The sequence below is a fragment of the Clostridium sp. Marseille-Q7071 genome (assembly GCF_965112025.1).
This window is the reverse complement of record NZ_CBCOPR010000001.1, coordinates 1,711,570-1,738,038: the sequence shown is the minus strand read 5'-3', so window position 1 is coordinate 1,738,038 and position 26,469 is coordinate 1,711,570. Positions and strand designations below refer to the sequence as shown.

The 26,469-nt window shown below is 26.1% G+C and carries 24 protein-coding genes; 3 read left to right on the top strand and 21 right to left on the bottom strand.

The window, feature by feature from the left end; genetic code table 11:
• Positions 1–15: 15 nt before the first annotated feature.
• Positions 16–900 (bottom strand): LysR family transcriptional regulator, encoded by an 885-nt coding sequence (locus ACWPW7_RS08040; protein ID WP_454053097.1) that lies wholly within the window; start codon positions 898–900, stop codon positions 16–18.
• Between the two features lie 124 nt (positions 901–1,024).
• Between ACWPW7_RS08040 and ACWPW7_RS08035 the strand changes: the two genes are divergently transcribed.
• Positions 1,025–2,215: a coenzyme F420-0:L-glutamate ligase gene (locus ACWPW7_RS08035; RefSeq protein WP_291563958.1), complete on the top strand. Its 1,191-nt coding sequence runs from the start codon at positions 1,025–1,027 to the stop codon at positions 2,213–2,215.
• 305 nt (positions 2,216–2,520) lie between these two features.
• On the opposite strand, the gene ACWPW7_RS08030 is transcribed toward ACWPW7_RS08035, so the two are convergent.
• From ACWPW7_RS08030 to ACWPW7_RS08000, 7 genes are all read right to left on the bottom strand, one after another.
• Positions 2,521–2,940, bottom strand: coding sequence for an acyl-CoA thioesterase (locus tag ACWPW7_RS08030; RefSeq protein WP_454053096.1), 420 nt, complete (start codon positions 2,938–2,940; stop codon positions 2,521–2,523).
• Between the two features lie 129 nt (positions 2,941–3,069).
• Positions 3,070–4,230, bottom strand: coding sequence for an alanine racemase (gene alr, locus ACWPW7_RS08025; RefSeq protein ID WP_454053095.1), 1,161 nt, complete (start codon positions 4,228–4,230; stop codon positions 3,070–3,072).
• Positions 4,231–4,437: 207 nt separating this feature from the next.
• Positions 4,438–4,830: a GNAT family N-acetyltransferase gene (locus tag ACWPW7_RS08020; protein ID WP_454053094.1), complete on the bottom strand. Its 393-nt coding sequence runs from the start codon at positions 4,828–4,830 to the stop codon at positions 4,438–4,440.
• Between the two features lie 430 nt (positions 4,831–5,260).
• Positions 5,261–5,464 carry a hypothetical protein gene (locus ACWPW7_RS08015; RefSeq protein ID WP_454053093.1) on the bottom strand — a complete coding sequence of 68 codons (204 nt, stop codon included), beginning with the start codon at positions 5,462–5,464 and terminating at the stop codon, positions 5,261–5,263.
• Between the two features lie 49 nt (positions 5,465–5,513).
• Positions 5,514–6,092 carry a DUF2628 domain-containing protein gene (locus ACWPW7_RS08010; protein WP_454053092.1) on the bottom strand — a complete coding sequence of 193 codons (579 nt, stop codon included), beginning with the start codon at positions 6,090–6,092 and terminating at the stop codon, positions 5,514–5,516.
• 114 nt (positions 6,093–6,206) lie between these two features.
• Positions 6,207–6,449, bottom strand: coding sequence for a hypothetical protein (locus ACWPW7_RS08005; RefSeq protein WP_454053091.1), 243 nt, complete (start codon positions 6,447–6,449; stop codon positions 6,207–6,209).
• 727 nt (positions 6,450–7,176) lie between these two features.
• The gene (locus ACWPW7_RS08000; protein WP_454053090.1) at positions 7,177–7,701 is read right to left on the bottom strand and encodes a GNAT family N-acetyltransferase; all 525 of its coding nucleotides are present in this window, start codon (positions 7,699–7,701) and stop codon (positions 7,177–7,179) included.
• A gap of 451 nt (positions 7,702–8,152) precedes the next feature.
• Between ACWPW7_RS08000 and ACWPW7_RS07995 the strand changes: the two genes are divergently transcribed.
• Complete coding sequence (locus tag ACWPW7_RS07995) at positions 8,153–8,752, top strand: class I SAM-dependent methyltransferase (protein ID WP_454053089.1); 600 nt, start codon at positions 8,153–8,155, stop codon at positions 8,750–8,752.
• A gap of 772 nt (positions 8,753–9,524) precedes the next feature.
• Here the strand turns inward: ACWPW7_RS07995 and ACWPW7_RS07990 are convergent.
• The 7 genes from ACWPW7_RS07990 to ACWPW7_RS07960 form a co-directional block, all read right to left on the bottom strand.
• On the bottom strand, positions 9,525–10,145 hold the full coding sequence (locus ACWPW7_RS07990; protein WP_454053088.1) for an HD domain-containing protein: 621 nt from the start codon (positions 10,143–10,145) through the stop codon (positions 9,525–9,527).
• A gap of 81 nt (positions 10,146–10,226) precedes the next feature.
• Positions 10,227–10,808, bottom strand: coding sequence for a flavodoxin family protein (locus tag ACWPW7_RS07985; RefSeq protein ID WP_454053087.1), 582 nt, complete (start codon positions 10,806–10,808; stop codon positions 10,227–10,229).
• A gap of 66 nt (positions 10,809–10,874) precedes the next feature.
• Positions 10,875–11,441, bottom strand: coding sequence for a TIM barrel protein (locus tag ACWPW7_RS07980; protein WP_454053086.1), 567 nt, complete (start codon positions 11,439–11,441; stop codon positions 10,875–10,877).
• Positions 11,435–11,689 (bottom strand): hypothetical protein, encoded by a 255-nt coding sequence (locus ACWPW7_RS07975; RefSeq protein ID WP_454053085.1) that lies wholly within the window; start codon positions 11,687–11,689, stop codon positions 11,435–11,437. Before ACWPW7_RS07975 ends, ACWPW7_RS07980 begins: the two co-directional genes overlap by 7 nt.
• 163 nt (positions 11,690–11,852) lie before the next feature.
• A complete protein-coding gene (locus ACWPW7_RS07970; protein WP_454053084.1) occupies positions 11,853–12,392 on the bottom strand; it encodes a GNAT family N-acetyltransferase in 540 nt (179 codons plus the stop codon).
• Positions 12,393–12,790: 398 nt separating this feature from the next.
• Complete coding sequence (locus tag ACWPW7_RS07965; RefSeq protein ID WP_454053083.1) at positions 12,791–13,084, bottom strand: hypothetical protein; 294 nt, start codon at positions 13,082–13,084, stop codon at positions 12,791–12,793.
• A 257-nt stretch (positions 13,085–13,341) separates the two neighbouring features.
• A complete protein-coding gene (locus ACWPW7_RS07960; RefSeq protein ID WP_454053082.1) occupies positions 13,342–14,064 on the bottom strand; it encodes a GNAT family N-acetyltransferase in 723 nt (240 codons plus the stop codon).
• A gap of 337 nt (positions 14,065–14,401) precedes the next feature.
• On the opposite strand from ACWPW7_RS07960, the gene ACWPW7_RS07955 reads away from it, so the two are divergent.
• Complete coding sequence (locus tag ACWPW7_RS07955) at positions 14,402–15,346, top strand: AEC family transporter (RefSeq protein WP_454053081.1); 945 nt, start codon at positions 14,402–14,404, stop codon at positions 15,344–15,346.
• Between the two features lie 74 nt (positions 15,347–15,420).
• Here ACWPW7_RS07955 and ACWPW7_RS07950 read toward each other — a convergent pair whose 3' ends face one another.
• The 6 genes from ACWPW7_RS07950 to ACWPW7_RS07925 form a co-directional block, all read right to left on the bottom strand.
• Positions 15,421–16,296: an FUSC family protein gene (locus tag ACWPW7_RS07950; protein ID WP_454053080.1), complete on the bottom strand. Its 876-nt coding sequence runs from the start codon at positions 16,294–16,296 to the stop codon at positions 15,421–15,423.
• 509 nt (positions 16,297–16,805) lie between these two features.
• Positions 16,806–18,191: an MATE family efflux transporter gene (locus tag ACWPW7_RS07945; protein ID WP_291563917.1), complete on the bottom strand. Its 1,386-nt coding sequence runs from the start codon at positions 18,189–18,191 to the stop codon at positions 16,806–16,808.
• 244 nt (positions 18,192–18,435) lie between these two features.
• A complete protein-coding gene (locus tag ACWPW7_RS07940) occupies positions 18,436–20,520 on the bottom strand; it encodes a helix-turn-helix domain-containing protein (protein ID WP_454053079.1) in 2,085 nt (694 codons plus the stop codon).
• An 11-nt stretch (positions 20,521–20,531) separates the two neighbouring features.
• Complete coding sequence (locus ACWPW7_RS07935) at positions 20,532–21,398, bottom strand: MBL fold metallo-hydrolase (protein WP_454053078.1); 867 nt, start codon at positions 21,396–21,398, stop codon at positions 20,532–20,534.
• A gap of 462 nt (positions 21,399–21,860) precedes the next feature.
• Complete coding sequence (locus ACWPW7_RS07930) at positions 21,861–22,694, bottom strand: hypothetical protein (protein WP_454053077.1); 834 nt, start codon at positions 22,692–22,694, stop codon at positions 21,861–21,863.
• 729 nt (positions 22,695–23,423) lie between these two features.
• A complete protein-coding gene (locus tag ACWPW7_RS07925; RefSeq protein WP_454055485.1) occupies positions 23,424–26,159 on the bottom strand; it encodes a DEAD/DEAH box helicase in 2,736 nt (911 codons plus the stop codon).
• Positions 26,160–26,469 lie beyond the last annotated feature (310 nt).

Genomic DNA, 26,469 nt, shown 5'->3' with positions numbered 1-26,469 from the left:
TTTACTCTTTTAAATCTATTCACTTTCTAATATTTCAACAAATTTTGTTGAAGAAGGTGATAAGGATATATTTTTTAAAAAGCAGATTCCTATACTTCTCTTAGGTATTTCCTCAGTTAATCTTACTTCATATAATAGACCATTTTTTAAATATTCTTGCGAAAATTCTTTAATAACACAGGATATACCTAAATTTATTTTTGCAAATTCTAATAATAATTCATGAGAACCAAGTTCAATTTCTGGTTTCATTTTGATCCCTTTTGATAACATATACTTTTCTACATACAGTCTTGAATTTGAATTAGTTTCAAGTAATATAAGTGGTAGCTCAGCTAACTCTTCAAGACTTATAGGTTCAGATAATTTTTCTTTATATTTTTCTCCACAAACAAAAACATCTTTAATATCTATACATTTTCTTATCTCTAAAGAAGAGTCTTTAATAGGTAAATTACCAATTGCAATGTCAATTTCCCCTGACTTTAGCATATCACAAAGTTCTAAAGTTGTACGATTGATTATTTTCAGCTTAATATTTGGATATTTACTATGAAACTTTTCTAAAAAAGGTAATAAAAAATATCGTGAAATAGTATCTCCAACACCTATCTGTAAATCTCCAACCATTAAATTTTTAACTTCTTCTAATTTTTTTTCTCCTACACTAATTAAATTAATAGCGGAACTTGTATATTCATATAACAGTTGTCCTTCCTTGGTAAGATTAACTCCTTTAGGTGTTCTAGTGAAAAGTCTTATATCTAGTTCTTTTTCAAGTTGCATAATTGCTTGACTTACAGCTGGTTGTGTCATATAAAGTATTTTAGAAGCTTTAGAAAAACTTTCACATTCAGCTACTTGACAGAAAATTTTGTATAAATCTAATTTGTTTATCATATAAGCTCTCCTTATATCTAATATAATATCTATTTACTTTACTTATATCATAAAAATAGTATATAGTAAAAGGGTAAAGTACATTTTCAATCGAAAATAAATAATGCTTAAGGAGAGATTTTAAATGGAAAGAGTAGTTGGAACTGTTGTTAGAGGCCTTCGTGCCCCAATTATAAATAAAGGAGACAATATAGCAGATATTGTTGTAGACAGTGTATTAAAAGCTTCAGAAGTAGAAGGTTTTTCTATTAATGATAAAGATGTGGTTACTGTAACTGAATCTGTAGTCGCTCGTGCTCAAGGAAACTATGCAAGCATTGATGCAATTGCAAAAGATGTAAGTGCAAAATTTGGTGATGATACTGTTGGCGTTATATTCCCAATTTTAAGCCGTAACCGTTTTGCAATTTGCTTACGTGGTATTGCAAAAGGAGCTAAAAAAATTGTATTAATGTTTAGCTATCCATCTGATGAAGTAGGTAACCATTTAGTAGATATAGATATGCTTGATGAAAAAGGTGTGAATCCTTGGACAGATGTTTTAACTGAAAAACAATTCCGTGATCATTTTGGATATAACAAACATCCTTTTACTGGTGTTGACTATATTGATTATTATAAATCTTTAATTGAAGAATATGGTACTGAGTGCGAAATAATATTCTCAAATAATTCAAAAACAATTTTAGATTATACAAAAAATGTTCTTACTTGCGATATTCATACAAGATTTAGAACTAAAAGAATTTTAAAAGCTAATGGTGGAGAAAAAATTTATAGCCTAGATGATATTTTATCAACATCAATAGATGGTAGTGGTTATAATGAAAACTATGGTCTTTTAGGTTCAAATAAAGCTACAGAAGAAAGTGTTAAACTTTTCCCTCGTGACTGCCAACCTGTTGTTGATAGTATACAAGCTGCACTAAAAGAAAAGACTGGAAAAACTGTTGAAGTCATGGTTTATGGTGATGGTGCATTTAAAGATCCAGTAGGAAAAATTTGGGAACTAGCTGATCCTGTTGTATCACCAGCTTATACTAAAGGACTTGAAGGTACACCTAACGAAGTTAAATTAAAATATCTTGCTGATAATAATTTTGCTGATTTAAAAGGAGAAGAACTTAAAAAAGCTATCTCTGAATATATTAAAAATAAAGAGTCAGATCTTGTAGGTGCTATGGAATCACAAGGTACTACTCCTAGAAGACTTACTGACCTTATTGGTTCTCTTTCTGATTTAACTTCAGGAAGTGGAGATAAAGGTACACCTATTATATACATTCAAGGTTACTTCGATAATTACACTAAATAGTAATTTTAATTAATAAATACTCTAAAAATTCCTCCTTAGGTTGATGATTAATTACAATTTAATCATCTCTCTAAGGAGGAATTTTTCATATTAACATTTTAAGATATTTTAATCTATAGGTAAAATTATGTATATTCCAATATACCTATGTCTTTAAATATTATAATTTACAACCTAATTTCTTTAATAGATTTTTAATAAAAGTGACTTCCTCACTTTTAAAGTATATAAATTTAGAACTTCTCTTATAAAAGAGAAGTATCAACAATTTTCCATTGTCAATCGTCAATTCTCAATTGTATAAGCTACTGACACTGATAATTACTCATAAGATTATCCCATAGCCCTTTATTGAAATTTTTTAAATTAATTATTCTGAAAGTTTTCCTATCTACAAAGGTTTGAAGAGTACTTCCTTTAGCTAATATTTTATTATCCTCTTCTCTTCGAATAACATAAGCAACTTTAACCTTAACTGGCGTTAATTGGCTAATAGTAGCCTCTACTACTAAATTATCATCATATTTAGCAGCCTCCATATATTTACATTGAGTTTCTACAAGTGGCAGCATAACTCCACTTTCTTCTAGTTCCTTATACGAAATTCCTAATTCCTTAATTAAATCCTCTCTAGCCACTTCAAAATATAAATAATAATTGGCATGATGTACTACCCCCATAGCATCAGTCTCTCCATATCTAACGGTAATCTTAGTAAAACTCATCTACCTCTCTCCTCTCTTATACATCTTTTTCTTATTGTATCACTAAACTATCTATTGTTAAAATCTTTTATAACATTAACAATTTAAAAATAGTATATCTAAATTAAGGATTTGAATAAAGATTAAAAATTAAAAATAATTTCTAATCTTTATAATCTCTCCATTTTTAATATATACCCTAGGAACTCTATGTTTAATCATACAAATCACTTCATAATTAATAGTCTCCATAAGCTCTGCTATATAATCTGCATCAATATTTAAATTTCCATCTTGTCCAAGAAGTATAACTTCATCCCCTATTTTGACTTCTCCTATATCAGTTACATCTATCATACATTGATCCATACATATTCTTCCTACTATTTTTGCTAACCTACCATTTATTATGACCTTAGCCTTTCCGCTTAAAAGCCTTGAATATCCATCTGCATAACCTATCGGTAAAGTAGCAATTATGCTTTCTCTTTCTGTTTTAAAGGTTCTTCCATAGCTTATATACATATCCTTCTCTACTTTTTTAACATGTGCAACTTTAGTTTTTAAAGTAAGAGAAGGCTTTAAAGTTATTTTCTTCATGTCTACATCACGAGATGGATAATATCCATATAATAATATACCAGCTCTAACTCCATCTAAGTAAGTCTCTGGTAAATCTACTATAGCCCCACTATTAGCTGCATGTTTCAGTGGTATGTTTATTCCCTTAAGAGAAAGTCTATTAGAAAATTCTTGTAGCTTTCTAAACTGCTCATAAGTATATCTCTTATCCTCTTCATCAGAACTTGCAAAATGAGTGAATATGCCTTCTATTATAAGCCCTTCCAAGGAGCATATTTCTAAAACCTCTTTAAAACTTTCTTCATTAGGTAAAAATCCTAATCTACCCATTCCTGTATCAACTGCAATATGAATCTTAGCTTTTTTCCCTCTTTTTATTGCTTCCTTTGATAATTCTTTTGCATAGCTTAGACTATATACTGTTTGCTCTATATTATTTTCTATTATTTCCTTTGCAAAATCTATAGGTGTGTATCCTAAGATTATTATTGGTGCAACAACTTCTGCATGTCTAAGTTCCATAGCTTCTGTTATAACTGCTACAGCTAATCTTGCAGCTCCATTTTCTAATAATACAGGAACTACATCAATAGCTCCATGTCCATATGCATCTGCCTTTATTACTGCTATTATTTCTTTATCCTTTAATAAACTTTTAAGTTGCTTCATGTTATATGCAATTGCATCTAAATCTATTTCAGCCCATACTGGTCTAATATTTGAATTCATATTTACACCTCTAATTATAGTATTTATTTGTAACACTATTATAAGAAAGTCTTCCATAAACAATAAGAACCACTATAAGGATAAATTTATCCCATAGTGGTTTAATTCCTTTTAAGCCAAAATATATTTTTAGTTAATGCTTAAATTTAATCTTATCTTTTAATGTAAATTTGCATTTATTTGCAATGTTCTCTTATGTTCTTAAATTTACTTTGCTTTCATTCCAATTGCAAAAACTTCAAAACCCACATTTTCATAATAAGGAAGTAATTTTTCTTCACAAAAAAATTGTATATGTAGATTGCTGCTTTTACAATATTCCACTAATCTCTTACTAATCTCAGCTCCAATTCCCTTGTTTCTATAATTGGGGTCTACCCCTAATCCACATAGATATGCATTTATAATACCATCGGAAACTATTCTACCAGTACCAATGAGTTTTTCTTGGTGATATGCATAGACTGAATACCAACTTTGTTCCATTGCTTTTAGCAATTGTTCTTGACTTAATTGTAAAAAATCATTCCACCCAAGACACTCATATAAAGAAAACAGTTCCCTTTCTGTTGGTAAATTTACTGTATATTTTATCTCCACAGGAAACCTCCTTTTACCTAATATAGACTTATTGACACATCATTATCTTAACTTTTAAACTGCACGATTTCACCTACTATTTTTAATGTATTGATGACTATCAAAACCTATTTTATAATGAAATAATATTTATTGAAATGTGAACTGACTGTCCAATATCTGATAATGGAATCGGATTTGGATTTTCGGGAGAACACTGTTCTCCCCTACAGGAAATAAATTTATTATTTTAAATATATATAGCTATAAAATAATATTTCCTTTACTCTAACTATCTGGATACTATTACTAATTTTTTTATTGTGTTGATTGCAAATCCTCTATGATCTACTCTTATCATAAATGCTAACATTCATCTATATCTTTATTACGCTCTTTGAAAAAATTATCCATTCTTTCATATAGTCTATTTTATTTATAGGAAAAGTATTTATAAAGCATTTATAAAATATTTATTATATAGTGAAGTCATAATTATTGAAGTTAAAATTGCTATTAATGCACCTTTCGCAGATTTATTAATATTTTTAAATTCAATTTTTATATCTTTAAAGTAAGCTTTTCTTGTATAAATAATTGTAAATATGATTATTATAATACATTGGACGTAAATTAATGAGTCTTCACTCTCCATAATAAATTCTCCTCATTTTAAATAAGGCAATAATTCTTATATATGAACTTTATTGAAGTGTATATATAATTACATGAAAAATAAATATATTAATTATTTGAACCAATATAAATACAAATACAATTATAATATTTGTTCCACCACAATCTACTATTCTTGAATTTACATACTTATCATTAGCTTCATTTTCTTTAATTTTAGTAATTTTTTTTATCGCATGATTATAGTATAGCTTATTCCCATATACTCCTCCAAATATGCTTACAACCAATGCTATTAATGGTACCAATGGTTTAGGAGTTATAAGGTATAAGAATAAAGAAATTAACATAGTTACAATTACATACACATACATTTTTCTATAACCCATCCAATGAAGAGGAAATAAAAAAGCTGCCCAATTCCAACCTGAAGAATTATTATTTTCGCTATACCTATTGAATCTCCACTTTGACATGTAATAATCCACATTTTCTCTTCCAACAAATAGTTGTAATTCCTCGGTAGTTACTCCTAAGGAGAATTCACCATCTGTTTTAAAATCCTCCTTTAAATTTAATTTTTGTCCACAATTAGAACAAAATGACATACTTTGATTAACTTTCTTCCCACATCCATTACAATACATGTCTGCTTTTCACTCCTTTATCACAACATATTACAACGTGAAATTTAAATCATTCTACTCATCTCGTTGATATTCAATACATTTTAACGTGAAATTAATTATGCGAAAATTATACTAAGATTGTGAGGTATTTGTTTTCTTAAACATATCTTTAACTTCTTTTAATTTCTCACTTACAATATAAGTACATATCACAATAACTCCACACAGTGTCATCAATGCAGTGTATGTAAACATATGATATGATATTGTAAAATCATCCCATACAAAAATAAACTGACCAATTATAGAAAATATAAATGTGTTAAAAATATAAAAAATAATCATTGCTACAATATTCTTAGATAAATGTTTCATTACAAAAATTTTTCCTTTATATCACTTAATTAATACAATTCATCTGATAAGAAAATTACAACATATTTTTTATATTTTTGTAAAAATTCCCAACTTATAATATCCTATTATTTAGTTTTAAGAATGTTATTTTCCTATTAAAATATACAATGTATTTTAATAGATTGTTTTATACAAATAGTACAGACATTTAAATTTCTATTTATTTCTCATATATCCTAACAAGGATCATTTAAAATACTGATATAAGTTATTTGTTAAAGTTAATATAAAGTGTAAAATGTTTGGATTGTAATGCAAAAATACCGTAAAATTCATTTATGAATAATACGATATCTTAAGGAATTATTCAGTTTTTATTGTTGTTATATAAATAAGAAACAGATACATTATCTATAACTACTGATTATGCTCATTAGTCTTGGTTAATTTTAGACTTCTTTTTTAGAATAAATGTAGTAACTCCACAAGTTACAAAATAAAAAACTTCTGTAAATAGCGTTTTTTCTATAATTCTATAAGTCCATGGGATAAATCTAAAAATAGTTTCAGATAAAATAATTATAGGAAAAGGTAATATGAACCAAATATTCAGTACATAAAATTTCTTTCTCGTTAATTGATTTTCTCCTTCAATGGCATAACGGTCTTTTAAGCCCTCAAAGACCATAATACTAATAATTTGAACAATATGTTTATAAACATATAGAAAATAATTATGAAATAATTATAATTCTAATACCATATGTATATCATATGGTTCTAATTCATATAACTCTTTATTTATTTCATTTGTTAATTTTGAACCTACAGCAAAATAAAAGTTTATTGTATTTTTAAATGGTGTTGCTGATATATAAAGACTTTTAGCTCCTAAATCTTTTGCCTTTTCACACAATAAATTTACTAAATTTTTGCCTATACCTTTTTTACGGTAATTACTACTTATATAAAGCATATCAAGTTTAAGTTGGTCATTATTTTTGCCAATAAATTTACTTTCTAAAGCTCCTAATCCTACAATTGTATTATTATCAAATGCACCATATATAGTTCCATTTCTATCATATATATCTTCTAATCTATTAATATAATCTTGTAATTCTTCTAAAATCCAGCTTTCAATATTATAAAATTCATTTACTATTTCAAGTTTATTATTTTTAAAATAATAAACTTCATTTACTATTTCTTTTCTATCAATTTCACTTAATAGTTTAAGTTCTGATTTTTCAAGTAATCTATAATTCAAAATAACCAGCTCACTTTCATATAAAATTATCTTTTAGTTTTAATATATAATATCATATTTAACTTTTTTCATTTATAATATATTCTCTAGAGAATATTGTTCTCCTTCTCATTTCAACAAAACTAGTGCCTAACATAATACTATAATCTACTTATTAAAAATTACTATAAAGTCATAAACTATTTGAATTGCGAAACAAAAATACCCCAAAATTCATTTCTGAATAATACCGTATTTAAGTAAATTATTTGTTTTTTTGATTAAGCATACAATTTTAGAGTTTGCAGTTTTGACTATAGAAATTTGGAATTCTAAATTGCTATCTACAGACAAAGAAATTTATAAAATTGTGATTTTGTAATTATCATTTTATTCCATGGTTACATTTCATTTCATTAGATAAAATAACTTATAAATAGAAATACTACTTAATAAATGAACTAAAAAGGATGTGATTAAACTGGAGTTATCACCTAAACTCTATCATTATTTTGTTAGACCGAAGTGGTTTACTGAAAAATACATAGAAAATAAACTTAAATTTATACTTGCTGATTATAATTTCACAAACAAAAGTATATTAGACTTTGGATGCGGAATAGGATCTAATAGCATAATGTTTAATCCTAAAGATTACTTAGGAGTAGATTATGATAAAAAAAGGATTAACTACGCTAAAAAGATGTTTTATCCATATAAGTTTAATTCTTTTGATGGAATTAATTTACCTGCTTCCTCTAATTCTATAGATTATATTATAATTATTGCAGTACTACATCATATCAACAAAGATGATATAACAAATTACTTAAACGAATTTAGAAGAGTCTTAAAACCCACTGGTGAAATTATAATAATTGAGCCATGCTTCTTTAAAGATTCTCAATTAAGTAACTTTGCAATGAAATTTCTTGATAAGGGGAGATTTATCCGCTCAAAAGAAGAATATGTTAAAATATTCAAAGATGATGCTTGGCAAATTAAATCTCTCAAAAGATTTAAGAAATGTATTGTGTATAATGAGATTTTCTTTAACGTGGCTCTAAATTAATAAAGTTCCTTTTAATTATGCATAATATAAGGTTATATATTTAATATTGATAAAAATTTTTATAATTTTAACAAAAGTAAAAGAGGTAGATATTGAGCTACCTTCTTTTTGTCTATTAATTATTTTTCTGTTTAAAATTATTAACTTAAGTGATATTCTAGTAAATAAAGTACACTACAAGTATCCTTCAAACTTAAGTCTTCCAACAAGAATGTATAAATAAATACCAATGTCTTGCAAATTTATTTATTTAATTTTAACTACAATAATTCATACCCATTACAATCTGAATCATTTAGATAATAACATAATTTATTTCTTATACTTAAACGTAGTGAAGGCTTTAACTTTAAATTATCTGCAAATTAGTTCTCTTGATAATATTCATGATTCTTCTAATACCGTATTATTCAATTTTCAAAGAACATCGTTCGTTGTTCAAATTTTAAAAGTTAAGTCGCTTTTTAATCAATTTGCGTAATAATATAAAGTAATAATATCTTTAATGAATAATACTGTATTGATTTTGTAAAATTTATGTCATATCTAAATATCTTTTCATTCGTAATATATTTCTTAGGAAATACTTTTCTTTTTATTGCAACAAATATAACATCTATCATGGTCTATAACTACTTATTAAACTGAATATAAAGTCGTAAACTATTTTAAATAATAACGCAAAAATACCGTACATTCATTTCTGAATAATACGGTATCTTAAGAAATTATTCGCTTTTCTAGTTATTACGCAGTAGTATCTAACGGAATATTATTTAAATGTATTTTCCGCTACATTAGGTAATATACTATAGATTGATTTACCAATTTTATCTTCAAAATAACGTTGATTTTCAAAGGTTGATTTCCATCTTGGTATTGTATATTCGTTAATTCCACCTCGTAATGCTATATCTACAAGTCTTTTTTCAATTAAACAAAATCCTTCCGGTAATGATAAATAATCGCATAGTTTAATTAATTTATCATAATCTGTCTCCTCTGTTTTTGATAAATATTCTTTTACAAAATTATATTCTTCTTCTGTACCATCCCATTTTCCTACAATAATAACTTCATTGTTATATTTAAAGGCTGTATGACTTAAACAAGTTCTTGCTACTAAATCATATCCATTTCTAATTGCATAATTGTATCCATCTAGTCCATGCCTCATGCCATGTACCCCTTCTCTTCTTCCTATATCATGCAATAGCCCTAAAATATATGCTAATTCTGAATCTAGATTATCTGCTTGTTCTGCAATTAGTTTCGCCCCCTCAGCCACATACATTGAATGCTTGACCCAACCACCAGGATTTAACTTTTCCGCTTCCTTTAAAATTATCATTGCTTCTTCTAATGTTGGTACACTTTGATTATTATATTTCATATTATTTGCCCCCCTTGTACTTTAAGTTACTTCTTATAATCTTATAATGTATAATTGCCCCAAGAAAATTACACCATTATATCATTCACATTTATTATAAATTTTTAATGCAAAATCTCTAGCATCTTCAATAACTTCTTCAGTTTGAAAATCAATAATCCCATTAATGTCTCTAACTGCTAACATTCCTAAATAATCAAGATGTGAATGTATTGAAAGTCGCTTTAATACTTCTTCAAATAAATCTGCACCGCTTTCTATCTCATAACCACAGGTAGCTATAATTGCACACTTTTTGTTTTCCCATAATCCATAATGCTTTTTAGTATTTCCATAGAATTTATTCATACAGAAAAGCCTGTCCATAACTACCTTCATTGGTGCTGTACAGGACCAAGAGTAAATTGGAGTAGCAAAAACTATGCAGTTTGCTTCCAAAACTGATTTATAAATTTGTTCCATTTCATCTTTTATAGGACAACCTGGCTTATCATCGATATCTTGACAAACAAAGCAACTTTTACAAGGCTCAATATGTTTATCACAAAGCCATATGTATTGAACTTCTACATCTTGAGATTTCAGTTGTTCTACAAATGGTCGTATTAGCATTTCAGTATTGCCATTCTTTCTCATACTGCCCATTAAAACACATATATTCATTATTACTTCACTCCTAAAAAACAATTGTCATTATAATTTATGTCCTACTCAAATTTCTCATATATCTTAACTTATAATCTCTCTTACCCACTTTAATCCTTCTTCCACAACCTTTTTACTTGGATTAGTTTCTGGTGTATGTTCAAAAATAAAGGATACATCCTTACATTGTGCTAAAAATCTTATTATGTGTTCAACTTTATGACTGTATCCATTATGCTCTTGATCTGGATGAACTGGTATCCAAACATAATCCTCTCCTTCATAATGAATATTGTGTAAATGAACTTCTATTATAAAATCCTTCCACTTTTCTAAATAATCTAAAATTTTATCTCCTGTAGCAATAAGATAATCACCAATGTCTATACATATCTGTATATTATATTTTTCCCATATTTCTATTGGAAAGTTTTGAAGGTATTTTATGCCTGCTCCAGAACGATTTAATCCAAGCTTTGGCTCACATATTAGCTTAATATCATACTTTTCTTGTATATAACTTAATTTCTTTAATCCCTCTTCAATTAACTGATTAGTATTAAGTGATACCTCATCCTTAAAATATGGAAAGTGAACTAAAAGATATTCTGCACCTAAATCTGCCATTCTTTTCGCTTCAACTTCTAGCATGTCCCATGCATCACTAGGCTCATATTTACTTTTTCAAGTAAATCATATTTACTCCCATCGCGTAATAATGGTGAATGAATCCCAAATGAAAGCCCTTTTACTTTATTTATTCCTAAAAATTTATTTAGTGCCTCTTCATTAGGGAATTCTCCAATTTCAATATAATCAATACCCTCTATGAATAATTCCGAATATAATTCTGGATTTGAAAAAATTGTACTTCCTGACATCCCTAATCTATTTCTCATATACTTCTCCTTATGTACCCTATTATTTATAATTCTAAGCTCCTATTTGATTGGTGAGGCTTTTTTAATAAATATCTCTTATTTTATAAAGCATTTACTTTACCCTCTCTTTAAATATACGAATAAATTTAAAATTCTTTTTCAATATACTAATCATATATAATTATTTAATATATTCACGCTTTAAAATTGAATACATTTCTAAATCAACATAATCACCATTTTCAAATTCATATTCTCTTAATAATCCTTCTAATTTAAATCCGTTATTTTCTAAAGTTTTTTTACAACCTATGTTTCTTTTATCAACTAATGCTTCAATTCTATTATAATTTCTATCAATAAAACCAAATTCTAAGGTCTTTTTTATACATTCAGTCATTATCCCTTTATTCCAATACTCCCTTTTAAGCTTAAATCCAATTTCAATTCTATTATGATTTTTATCAAAATTAAAAACACCAATATCTCCAATATATTTATTGGTATCTTTATCTGCTATGACCCATCTTGCCCCTTTCCCTTCTTTTGAAAGACTTATAAACCAATTAATTTCATCTTCTGCTTCTTTTATGTTTTTATATGGTTCCATTCCATAATATTTCATAACTTCTTCATCATTAGTTATACTTAATAATTCTTTTGCATCTTCTAAATTAGCTTCCCTTAATCTAATAATATTGTTTTCAAATATTGTTTTCATTTTATTTCTCCTTACATATCAGTATTATCATATTCATTCTTTCAGATTTTAAATATTATAATGTAAGTATTAAGCTATACTATAATATTTATCTTAACAGTCATACAATATATACAGATTCTGGACTTAATTTAATTATATTTCACATTAAAACATCATATTATCTTTTACTATTTCTATGCATTATAGTATATTCAAACCGCTTTTCTTAATATATTCCCTTGAAAATACTTTTCTCCTTCTTCTTATGGTAACAAAAATAGCATTATAAGTTAGTTACTTAAGCTTAATATAAAATTATATTTTTATTAAAAAATACCGTAAAATTCATTACTGAATAATACGGTATTTTAATAAAATATTTGATTTTTTAACCTTATATCTAACTTTTACATCACTTAGTTTGTGTATAAATTATTATTAGCTTTTATATCATCTACATACTTTTTTGCATGTAATAAATCAAAATCTAATGTTTCTCTCACTAATTTTACTGCTTTCACATATTTATCTTCATTTAATAAATTTCTGATTTCACCATCTAAATCTTTATCTTCTCCCTTTTTTAGCAATAAAATTTCATTTTCTAATTGCTCAATTTTTCTTTTTAAAGCAGTCTTAGAATTAGATGTCTTTTCTAATATTAAAATAATTATTAATATTCCGCTTAAAACAGTCAAATAAATATTCAATTTCAATCCCTCCAATAATTAATATTTATTTTAAAACACTATTTATTAAAATCTCAAATTCTCTATCAATATCTGATATCGAAAATATATATGCAATTTCTAGTTTATAAATTTCCTATACCAATTCTCTTTATAAGTTCTGTAATTATATTCAATGTATTAATAGCCGAACTTTCAATTTTGCTTTCAAAGTTCTCTCCCCCTTGATTATAATAGTCTACACTATAAAATCTTTAACATCTCCTTATATTTAGAAATTATTTATATGTATGTTCTGCAAAGCAAGCAATCTCAATAAAATTATTTTTTTCATATAACCTTTTAGCACTAATATTTGATTTTGCAACTCGAAGTCTTATGTTTTTAACAGATTTATTTTTTATCATATTTCTAATGCAATGTGCTAATATATAACTTCCATATCCTTTGTTTTGAAAGCTTGGCTTAACAACGATATCCGTTATATAATTTCCGTCAAATATATATGCACCTACTAGTTCATTATCTAACCAAAATGAACATACTTGATTTAATTTATCTAATTGAATAAGTTTATTATGAAATTCTTCTGCATATATAGCATGACTATCTATTTTCCATCCATTATCTTTATTCAACTGATAATATGAACTATCAAATAAATCGATAAATTCTTTTAACATACTACCATTAAATCCTTTATTAATCAGTTTGCAATCATTTATCATAGGTACATCTTTACCAACATATTCAAGATGAAATCCCTCCATATCTATGTTAAACCCTAACGTTCTTACCAAGTTGATTACTTTTGAGTTTTCCCCATATATATTAAAACAGATTTCCTTTGAATTTATTTTTGAAATATATTCATTAGTTTTATCTTCTATTACTTTCAAAACCTGCTCTATATTAGATTCATTAAGAAAAGAAGCATAAAAGATACAACAATCATCATTATCAACTATTAGTCCAATATATGATAATGAAATTCCATTCAAATTCTCTGAAGAACACTGTTCTCCCCTACATAAGATATATTTATTTTTTCTATTAAATAGTCACAAACCTTTCTAGTATGCTGTCTGTACTATACCTCAATTATAACACTATTTTCAACAGTTCAGTATAATATTGTTAAAAATAGGATTTACTTCTTCAACATATTCTTACAATGAAATTATTTCATAATTCTGTGTTTTCCATTATAATTAAAAGATGACTATAATCCATATTTAGACTTAGAAAAGAAAATGATTAACTAAATTACATGTGGTATTTTATTTTATACACTGACTAGTTATTTTTTAACATGCATTATAGAAAGAAGGGTTTTTAATGGTTATTCTTGATGCACTTCAAAGCGTTTTTACCATTTTTATAATGATGGGATTAGGATTTTATCTTACTAAAAAGCAATGGTTTAATAATGAAGTATCGAACTTATTCTCTAAATTAGTAATAAAGATATCTCTACCAGCTTTTATGATTTCTAATGTAGTAACTAACTTTACAAAAGAAACACTTTCTCAATCACTTATAGGTTTATTAGTACCTTTAGCAACGATGCTTATAAACTATCTATTAAGCTTTATATTTATCAAGCTTTTAAAAATTGATAAGAATAAACGTGGTACTTTTAGTGTTATGTTTTCTCTTTCTAATACTATATTTTTAGGAGTACCTATATGCACATCATTATTTGGTGAAAATGTAATAACCTATGTACTTTTATACTATATAATAAATACCTTAACATTTTGGACCATAGGAGTTTATGGGATTAAAAAAGATGGTGGTTTTTTAACAAATTCTTTTATAAACAAAGATAATTTAAAAAATATATTTTCTCCACCACTTATTGCTTTCATATTTTCTATGTTTTGTATACTATTAAATATAAAACTTCCTAAGGCTATATTAGATAGTTGCAAATATATGGGAAACCTAACTACGCCACTTTCTACTTTATTTATGGGAATTACTCTTAGCGAGCTTAAGCTAAAGGATTTAAAGTTAGATTTAAGTACTATTGTAATATTAATTGGAAGGTTTATTATATCACCTTTAATAATGATTTCTATTCTCCAATTTGTGGACTTGCCTTTACTTATGAAGAAGGTATTTATAATTGAAGCCGCCCTTCCTGTGATGACTCAAGTAGCTATTGTTTCAAAAAATTATAATGGAGATTGTAAGTATGCTACAGCTATCTCTACACTTTCTACTGCCTTTAGTCTAATATTTATACCTATATATATGATATTATTTACCTATATGTAACTTTAAACCAGCAGAGTATCTGCTGGTTTTTATATTAAACTATTATTATTTTTACTATATCTGATTTACATATCCTATTTAAATTCCACTTTTAAAGAAGCTAAATTGTTCTTATTTTTTATAATGTTATTTATGTGATGCTTATAGACAACTTCATTTAAGTTAACACCAATATTTTCTGATATATAACTTTTATTGTCTTCAGTTGCTATTACATCAGTGGAATCATCCACAGATAAACTCATGAGTATTTTAATATTGTAAAGTATGCTTTTACTATGTTCTAAAACACTTTCAATATGTTTAACATTTTTCTTTTCTTTTTTTAAAAGTTCATGTTCTGATAAATAAAGCTCTAAATATTTTTCTAAAGTCTTTATTTTATTTTCAATAGAAATTAATTCTATTTCACCATCATAATATGTATCTTCACTTACTATATTAATAGTCTCATCTATAAGTTCTATACACTGTTTCTTTATTAATTCTATATGCTTAGGAGGACATATAAAATAGTTTACTAAAGAAGCTATTATTATTCCAATAAAAGTATCTAGAGTTCTATAAAATGCATATATGTACGGACTATCTCCATTTAAATTTAACATTATAGCACAAAACATTAAACATCCTACATAAGAAGAATTCTGCCATTTTAGCACATTCAGTAAAAATATTACTGTTACTATGCCTATAAAAATCATAACTAAGTTTCCTGGTGCAATTAAAGCTGAAATAAGTCCAATTATCGCACCTACTATCGTTCCTAATAATCTATCCCGTCCTACTTCATAACCTCTAATAAAAGATCCTTGCATTGCAAGAACAGCAGCAATAGCTGTAAAAAATGGATATTCTAAGTGTAAAAGCTCCGAAGTAGCCACACTTAAAGTTACTGCTAATGCTGTTTTAATATTTCTCATTCCTATATATTTTAAAACACTGTCCATATTTTTTTATATAACTCCTTTGCTCTAATTATAAGATATTCTTTATTTAATTCTATACTTTATAAATTAATTCCTTTAGATAAATTTCTTATTAGAAATATAATTGCTATTTTTTCACTTCTTGGGAACTTTATCAATTGAAATTGATGATTGTGATTGAAATTAATTTCTTTAATAGTTTTTATAAGAAGTGACTACGTCACTTCAAAAAAGAAATCAATTAAAAACTTCTCTTATAAAAGAGAAGTATCAATAATTCTCCATTGTCAATTGTCAATTCTCAATTGTACAATATTTGTCTGTACATAAAAAAAGTGCAACTATAGTCAGTAGTATATTTTAAGTTAATATTTAGTAGGTGCTAAATTACTAAATATTAAACAAACATTGCAAAGGAAGAATTAAAATACATACTCTAACTATAGATTGCACATTTTAGGCATCTGAAATAAAATAACCAAAACATTGACTAGTTTTTTTAAGACACCTTAATTTGTAATATTAAATTATTAATAGAAATTTAGAGATTCTATCTCTTTAGATTTTATATGAGCTTCTCTTTCTTCATCTACCAAAGCTATTGCTTTTCTAATATAATAATATCCAGTTACCGCTGAAATTATATCAGTTATTGGATAAGTAATCCAAGCTCCTGTTACTCCTAATGATTTTACTAGAAGTATTACTATAGGTATAAATAATATTAACTGTCTATATATTGAAAGTATAAAACTTGTTCTTGCTTCTTCAATTGATTGGTAAAAGTATATTGATACATAGTAAAGTCCTATTGTAGGGAATACTGATATACATATTCTAAATGCCTTAACAGCCTGTGGTAATAAGTCTTTCTCTTTTAAGAAACTTCCTATTATAGGTTCTGCAAATATCAACATTCCTACCCAAAGTATTATAGAAGTTACTACCACTCCAATAATAGCTTTTTTAACTATTTCTTTTAATCTCTTATAATTTTTAGCTCCATAATTAAATGCTGCAATTGGCTGCATAGCAGAACTTATTCCTATTACTGTTATATATAAGAACATTGAAATTCTTGTTACAACTCCTACAATTATAACTGCTGCATCTCCACCTTCTGATGCCAGTATGTTATTTAATAATACAGCAACCACTGCATCCGATATCTCAATCATAAAGGTTGAAAATCCTATTGCCATTATAGTTTTACTTATAGCGCTGTTTAAGTTAAAGCTTAGTTTTAATCTTAATGCACTTTTAACTCTTGAAAACTTATAAACTACAAATATAAATGATATTATTTGTGATGTTACTGTTGCTATTGCCGCTCCCATAACACCCATTGGGAATATTACAACTAATACATAGTCTATAATTACGTTACATATAGCTCCTATTGATGTTGCAATCATTGTTATCTTATTATTTCCTAAGGCTGTCATTATATAGCAAGGTACAAATGTAAATGCCTGGAATATTCCACCAAATAATATGATACTTATATATTGATTTGCATATGGAAAAATAGTATTACTTGCACCTAACTTTGTTATAATAGATGATTTAAATGTAAAAATTATAAGTGGTATTACTGTAAGAGATATTAAAGTTAATATAAAGGCATTGTTTATAGTTTTCTTTAAATCATCATAATTTTCTTCTCCTAAAAATCTCGCTACCGCAGTAGAAGCTCCAACTGCAATTAATAATGCTATTGATGAAAGTAGTCTTTGAATTGGGAATGCTATTGTTAACGCACCTATAGCATTAGCCCCTACATATCTGCCTACATAAAAAGTATCTACCATATTATAAAGTTCTGCAACGAACATCGATATTACTGTAGGCAATGCAAATTTAAGTAATAACCGACCTACCTTTCCGTCAGAAAAAATTCTATTGTCCAATCCCATGCTATCCACCTCGTATTAATAGTATTAAATGTTAATTTTATTTCTTTATCTTTCATTTCTTAAATTATCACTCTCTTTCATCAATGCTTTTTGTACTAATACCCTTCTAAAAAACGTCTCTACTTCCTATACTACTATTATAATAGTACAAAAAAATATATGCACTCACCTATTTGCTCTATAAAAAGTACATTTTTAAGGACTTTGCGTTAAACTTTATTCTTCAAAAAAGTATAAAAGCACCCTAAAAAGGGTGCTTTTGTACTTTTTTGAGTAAAATTAGTGTTGCACCATAGCCATCTATATTAGGAGCTAAGTGAAATACTGTACTTTTTTTAGCATATTTAAATTTTATACTAGGAAAGGCTGCTTTACTTAAAAGTTCAATTTCATCTTCTTCAATAAATTGTGGTTTTCCTAAATTCAACCAATAATTAAAGGCTGACCCTTTCTTTTCACTAATTTCATACATAGTAACTCTATAATCATGATACAGATTCGTTATATTTAAGAAATATTTCTTTTCTTTAACATTTTTACTACCTCTTTTTTTTCTAAGTTCTTCAAGTTCAATAAGATTCCCTAGATCTTCACTATGAGTGTATAAAAGGATTTGTAAATTATCTCCCTTAGATGTTACAATATATCCTTCACCTTTACATACTAAAGTATCACCTAATTGACTTAAAAGATAGTAAGCAAAATAAGATGGTTTTTTAATTCCAAAGCTATTTATAATTCCACTATCACCTATAAAAAGCTGATTGTCTATATTTATATCCTTTTGTATTACATCTACCGCTTTTATAAAATCTTTGGATTCTGTCTCTAAAGTTGCCTTGTTTATTATATATGGGAGCATATAAGAGGTATCATATATGGGATTTACGGTTTTGCTTTCTGCATAAGACTCATCTATAAGTTGGAGGCTATATTGTTCTGTAAATAGTTCTATAATTTGTTCCTTTAGCTCACCTTCTATAGATTTGTGAAGCTGAAACTTCCACTTTTTAAATTCGTAAGCTCCATACTCTTCTGTAAAAAATTTTATAAAATATTTTAATATATATATTAAATTATCATCTTCAAAGTTTTTATTTTCAATTACAATAAAAGGTCTTAGCTGCATACTTAAAAGAAAGTCTACTATTTGCTTTATATACATAAAATTTATAAACTCACTGTTTTCAAATATTCCTAAGTGCTTTGAAAATAGTTTTGTAATTTTCCCATATTCAAATCCTATATTATCTTGAATATTTTTTATATATTTTCTATGATTTTCTTTTAAAAGATCATAACCATACCCTAGGTAAATCACTTCTTTATAATCATGATTAAAATTTCCCTTTGATTCAGCTGCATCTATTTGAAGTCTTATTATTTTTTCCTCATAATTAAATCTTTCATAATCATCTAGATATTCAGATACATAATCTATAGCTTCTTTTATATCTAAATAATCTATTTTTTTTATTTTTTCAAGATCCTTTTCATCTACTTTATATTTCTTTCTGTACTGTTTAGGGGTGAGTTTATAATGTTTTTTAAAATGCTTATTATAATATCTACTATGAGAAAATCCTACTTCTTCAGATATATCGGAAATTGTCATATCTGTATCTAATAAAAGCTTTATAGATTCCTCAACTCTAGTCAAGTTAACGAACTCTTTAAAACTCAATCCCATAGTATTTTTAATTTCATGTGAAAGATAATGCGTACTTAAAAATTCCTTCTTTGCAATATCTTGAAGACTTATCTTATTATTATAATTATGATAAATGTATTTAACTATTCTGTGATATCTTTCAAGTTGTTCTTCATTGTCCTTAAGTTCTTCTTTCTCGTACATTAAATAGTGGAAATTATTTATAAGATGATATAAAAGTTCAATTAATGTTTCTTCTATCATTTCATCATAATCATCCTGCTTTTGTACTACTTCACAAAGCACTATAGATAAATAATTTCGTATCACTTCATATTTTTCTTCATTTTGAACTCCCACGTCAGATGAATTAACGTAAAAGAACATGTTTTTTATATCTTCATAAAATTGTTCAAAAAATTTTAAGTCTATATGAAACATTAATACTTTGTTTTCTTCATCATCACTATAAATCCTATGAGCTTCTTCTGTATTTATAATTTCAATTTCTCTTTCTTCCACTTCATAGGTTTCTGATTCAATAGTTACATTAATAGTTCCTTTCAATACAAAAAGTATCTCAAGGTGTTTATGCCAATGTATAGGATATTCTTTGATATTTACTAGCTCAACTTCTACTGGTAAATTTTCTCTAAAACTTGTATATTCTAACCTCATTTAGCATCTCCTCACAAATTGATTTCCATACCATCATAGGCAAATTTTATATTCTGTTCTCTATACTTTTCTTCTAATTTAATATAATCACTATAAGATTTTCCCCAATCCTCCTCAATATGAGTTATTATTACTTCTTTTATATTGTACTTATTCTTAATTTCTATAACTTCATCCATAGTAAAAAGAGTTTGTTTTAATATATTATCTTTTGGTATAAAATATCCACCCTTTAGTGGTTCATCCGGTATAACATTACCTAAAATCATATATTCAGCGTTATAAAGGGTTTCTTCATCTTTTGGAAAAGGTTTTATGTCACAAGGAGCATATATAAGTTTTCTTTCTCCCTCTTCAAAAACAAATATTGTAGATGTATCAGGAGTTTTTACTGGGATAAAACTTATTTTTATATTATCTATAGTTATAGATTCATGTTCATTTAAACTCTTAATTTCAATCAATCCTGTATTTTCATAATACCCTAGATAAGAGCCATATTTATTTCTTATTTGTTTTAAATCTTCAATAACGTCATAAAGTCCATAAAGAGATATTTTATTATCAGCAGATTTATTATCAACTAAAAACTCAAGCCATCTTAACTTTAAATGCTCTATAACTCTCATACCTAATGTATGATCCGGGTCCCAGTGACTATATAATATATTTTTAACTTCACTTATATTTTCTCTATTAATTTGATAAACACTATCCTCCGGAGTATCTATAATAGTTTTTATATCTTCAATAAATATTGAGCACCCACTTCTTGAAAAGGGTACCCATTTGTTTCTAGCTTCATTGCAAACTTTACATTGGCAAGTAGGCAGTGGAAGTGCAACACATCCTCCTGATCCTAAGACTTTAATTTTCATAAATTCCCTCCTAAACAACTATATATCAATGGAGAATTGACGATGGACAATTGACAATTATAGTTAAAATTAATTCTTGCAAATTAATTTTTTTAATAGACTTTTCAATGCAAGTGACCCTGTCACTTTTAAAAAGAATAAATTTAAAACTTCTCTTACAAAAGAGAAGTATCCATAATTGTCCATTGTCAATAGTCAATTCTCAATTATATAGGGTAAAATCCCAAATAATTAATAACATAAGTATATAAATATATAAGATTAAATTTGAAAGTAGCCAATCTATATTTATATAATACTACTTCAGCGATAATTAATCAAAATACATTGAAATATGTAAAAAACCAAGTTGAACACGATTGCTGTTCAACTTGGCTTTTATGGGGATTAAAGATTAATTTATGTTATTTTATCTTGCTAGCTTAATAGTATTTTTTAAATATACTTTAAATTAATTATGCTTTAAAGTATATTTATCTCTCTTTCTTCAGATTTTACTTCCTTAGTTTTAAAAATATATATACCTATTAATATAAAAATCAAATTTAAAATTATCCAGTAAACTAAAGAAAACATTATGGTAGGTTTTTCATCTACTGTTGCAAAGTTATGCCATGTAATTGCTGTATTATAATGTACAGCATAACTGTTATATTTAACTAGTCCTTTTATCTCAACCGCTTGACTTAAAACACTTGGGCTATAAGCTAATATAGTAGTTATAAAACCTTGATTAAATAATGTACTAACCACAAAAATTATCATTCCTATAAGGTTAAAGTATAAAAATAAAAATAATATATTTAATAATATTGCCGTACTAGGTAAAATCTTTTCCATCATAGTTAATAAATTATTGTCATTATAAACATTGAAATAATTCTTAAAAAACTCACTCCACTCATTGTTAAATGGCAATTTTATAACTGTAAAAATAGTACAAATCATTACTATAGCTCCTATAAATATAAGGCTTGATACAAAGATAATTATTATAAAATTTTTATAATAATTTAATCTACTGTTGTATTTTAAAATTAAACATCTTTTTAATCGTTCACTTTTTCTTAAGTTGAAAATATAAAATATATATCCGGCCGTAAAAACAAAGGTTATACTAAAATAATCGCTTAATACATATATAAAAAAGTCATAACCTGTTCTAAAGACTCCTATTTCTTCGCCATTAAAAGCATACATTTGATACCCTATAAATAGCATGAATATAAGTGCTATTAAATAATTCTTTTTATTTTCCATGTTTAATTGCAAAATAAATTTTAACCGCTTAATCATTCTTGAAAGTCTCCTTCTCTTTTAATCACCATATAACTTCAAATTATATATATAATAAAAGTAAATTATTAAACGTTATTGTATATAATTGTTATTTCGTATGATTTTCCAATTTTAATATAATATTTTTCTCATGCAAATAATAGAGTTGTTGCCTATTTTGACCTTTAAATGTAATAATTGTACTAATTTTGATAAAACTCTTAAATTTTACTCATAAATATATATAAATAAAATTAAGAGTGTGAAACCTACTCACACTCTTAATTTTACTTATTAAATATCTATTTCTTCTTTATATGATATAAATTTTGGATATTTTATAGCAATAACTGAGAAATTTAGAATTGATTCTCTTTTGAAGTAACACTGTCACTTCTTATAAAGAAACTAGCAGCTGTAGCTTCTCCATAGTATTAGTTAAATTTATTGGTGTTGTTCCAAGCTATACTGCACCCTTCTATAATTAAGAATGAAAAATTGACAATTGAGAATTATTGATACTTCTCCTTTATGGGAGAAGTATCAATAATTCATTTCTTTTTAAAGTGACACAGTCACTTTTATTAAAAAATCTATTAAAGAAATTAATTTGTAAAATTAATTTCAACCACAATTGTCCATCACCAATTCTCCATTGACTAAGTTGTGAATTTAACTACTCAATAGTATAGCTATAAATTAACTTTTTAGGTAGCTTATCTGTAGATTTATTATCACTCTCTTATTCTAATTAATGGAAAATAAATCTTCTATCTCTTCTTTACTCATTTTATTTATTATATTTTCATCTTTAAATTCATCTGATATTACATTATCAATCATTTCTTTTTTCTTTTTTTGAAGATGAAATATTTTTTCTTCTATAGTTCCCTTAGCAATAAGCTTTATAACCTCTACTGTTTTCTTTTGCCCTATTCTATGAGCTCTATCTGTTGCCTGATCTTCTACTGCAGGATTCCACCATGGATCAAAGTGTATAACTAAGTCTGCTGAAGTTAGGTTAAGCCCTGTTCCTCCTGCTTTTATGGAAATTAAAAATACTTGAGTAGTTCCTTCATTAAATTCATTTACCATTTTAAGTCTATCCTCTATTTTAGTACTACCATCTAAATACATGTAGTTTATTTCATTTCTATTTAATCTTTTACCTATATTTTTAAGTACAGAGGTAAATTGAGAAAATATTAGTATTTTATGATTTCCATTTATACCTTCTTCAACTAAACTTTCTAATGCCTCAATTTTTCCGCTACTTCCCTCATAGTTTTCTATAAATACAGAGGGATCACAACATATTTGTCTTAATCTAGTCAATAGTGAAAATATCTTTATCTTACTTTTATTAAAACCATTATTATTAATTTCTTCTTCCATTTCATCTTTAAATTGAGCTAAATAAGCTCCATATATTTTTTTCTGCTCTTCTGTCATTTCAACTACTAATCTATGTTCAATTTTAGGGGGTAATTCTTTAATAACATCCTTTTTAAATCTCTTTAAAATAAAGGGTTTAATACGTCTGTTTAAAGACTCTAAAGAATTACTATCATTATATTTTACTATTGGTAGTTCATATTTTTTTGTAAATTTTGAATGGGATAATAAATATCCTGGCATAATAAAATCAAAAATTGACCATAGTTCCGTTAATGAGTTTTCTATTGGTGTACCACTAAGAGCAAAATACCCCTTTGCTCTTATCTCTTTTACAGAAGAAGCATTTATAGATGATGGATTTTTTATTTGTTGAGCCTCATCCAATATACAATAATTAAACTTAAAATTTTTATATTCTTCTATATCCCTTCTAATTAATGGATAAGAAGTTATTACTACATCATTTTCGTTTAAATCCTTAATAAGTTCTTCTCTTGTAGATTTATTTCCTGATACAACCGTTACTTTAACCTCTGGTGCAAATTTTTCAAATTCACTTTTCCAATTATATACTAATGATGAAGGTGCAATTACTAAAGATGGTGTCCCATTCTTTTCTGAAGCTAAAAAAGCAATGGTCTGAAGAGTTTTTCCAAGTCCCATCTCATCTGCTAATATTCCTCCAAAACCATAAGTTGCAAGAGTCTTTAGCCACTTAAATCCAAAAATTTGATAAGGTCTCATGATATTATGTAAATTATATGGAAGTGTATAATCTAGCTCTTTTATGTCCTTTATATTGTTAATAAGTTCTCTAAAATCTTTATTTCTTTCTATAAATTCTATATTGCTCTGTTTTATATTTTCATCTAAATAAAGTGCATTATATTTAGATAATATTATATTCTCCTTATTAAGTTGTGAATCTTTTATATCTAAATAATCAATTATATTAGCTACATTTTTTAATTCTTTTTCCTCTAAAGATACAAAATCACCATTTTTAAGCTTATGATATTTTTTCTTTTCTTTTAAAGATTTAAATATATCTTTAAGTTCGCTTTTATTAATCCCATCTATGTCAAAGCTAAACTCTAAAAGATCATCATTATTTAATCTTATAGCAGCTTTATAATTTGATGACGTGTAAATTTTCATATTTTTAAAGCTATCGGAATAGTAAACCTCTCCAAAATTTTGAAGTTCATAAACTTTATCTAAAATAAAATCAATAATTTTGTCTTGATCTTTTAAGATAAAGGTCTCATTATCTTCTACAAATCCACAATTATTTATATTATTTATAACTTTTGTTTCCTCTTTCAAATCTCTTATCAATATTTTGTTTGAAATTTTATCTAAATTATTTTTAATAGGATTTATACTTACATCCCCATAATCAAAAGAAATTTTAGCGCTTATATTTTCATCAACTTTATCTAAATAAATTTTAGTATTTAAATTTTCTTCATAAAAATTGTTCTGTATATTTTTATCTATTTTTACTCTAGCTCCACTATTTTTTAATGCTGGTATTATATAATTTGCTATATTTTCTCCTTGCTCCATAGAAAAAATCAATTGATTCTCTCTACGTTTTCTCATCTCATCAAAGATAGGTTTACAAAGTTTTATTTGTTCTTCTGTGAGTATATATATTTTATCCTTATAGTAGACTATACCTCCATCTTTAGTTAATACATTAAATTTATTACTGTGTGATAAATAAATTTTATTATCCTTGCTTTCAATATTAAAATTTAAAGGGAACATCTCATCTTCTACTTTTATATTCTTAATAGTTCCAAATTCATTAATTGTATTTATTGTTTTACCTTTAAATATTGTAAAAAACCTTTTAACATGCATATCTGTTAAATAAGCTTTTTTGCCTTTTAACATTTTAAAATTAACTGAAGAATAACTATTAGCTTCAATAATATTATTTAACTCGTGAATCTCAAGTAACAAATTAATAAGTTTCATGTCATTATCATTAAAATATTGTTCATCAAGATTTAATGTAAACCCTTTTCCATACTCTAAACATTGCTTTTTATCTATAGCCTCTAAAAAAGATTTCATATTCTTAATCACATATTTTTTATTTACTCCTAATTTAAGTTCTATAGAACTATATTTTTCATATTTATCTATAGGATAATATATAATGTCTATAGAAAGCTCTTGCTTTGAGTTTTTATTATCTTCAAAATTACTTTTATAGTTTTCTATTAAATTTTCAATAAAATTTTCTCTTGAGTTTTTTTCTTTTAATTCTATGGCCATTTGGGAATAGTTTAATAATACAGCTACAACGTGTTTACAAGCTTTTTGATGACCATAATCATTAAAAGCAAGACAAGTACAATTACAAGAAAGCCTTTTAAAATTT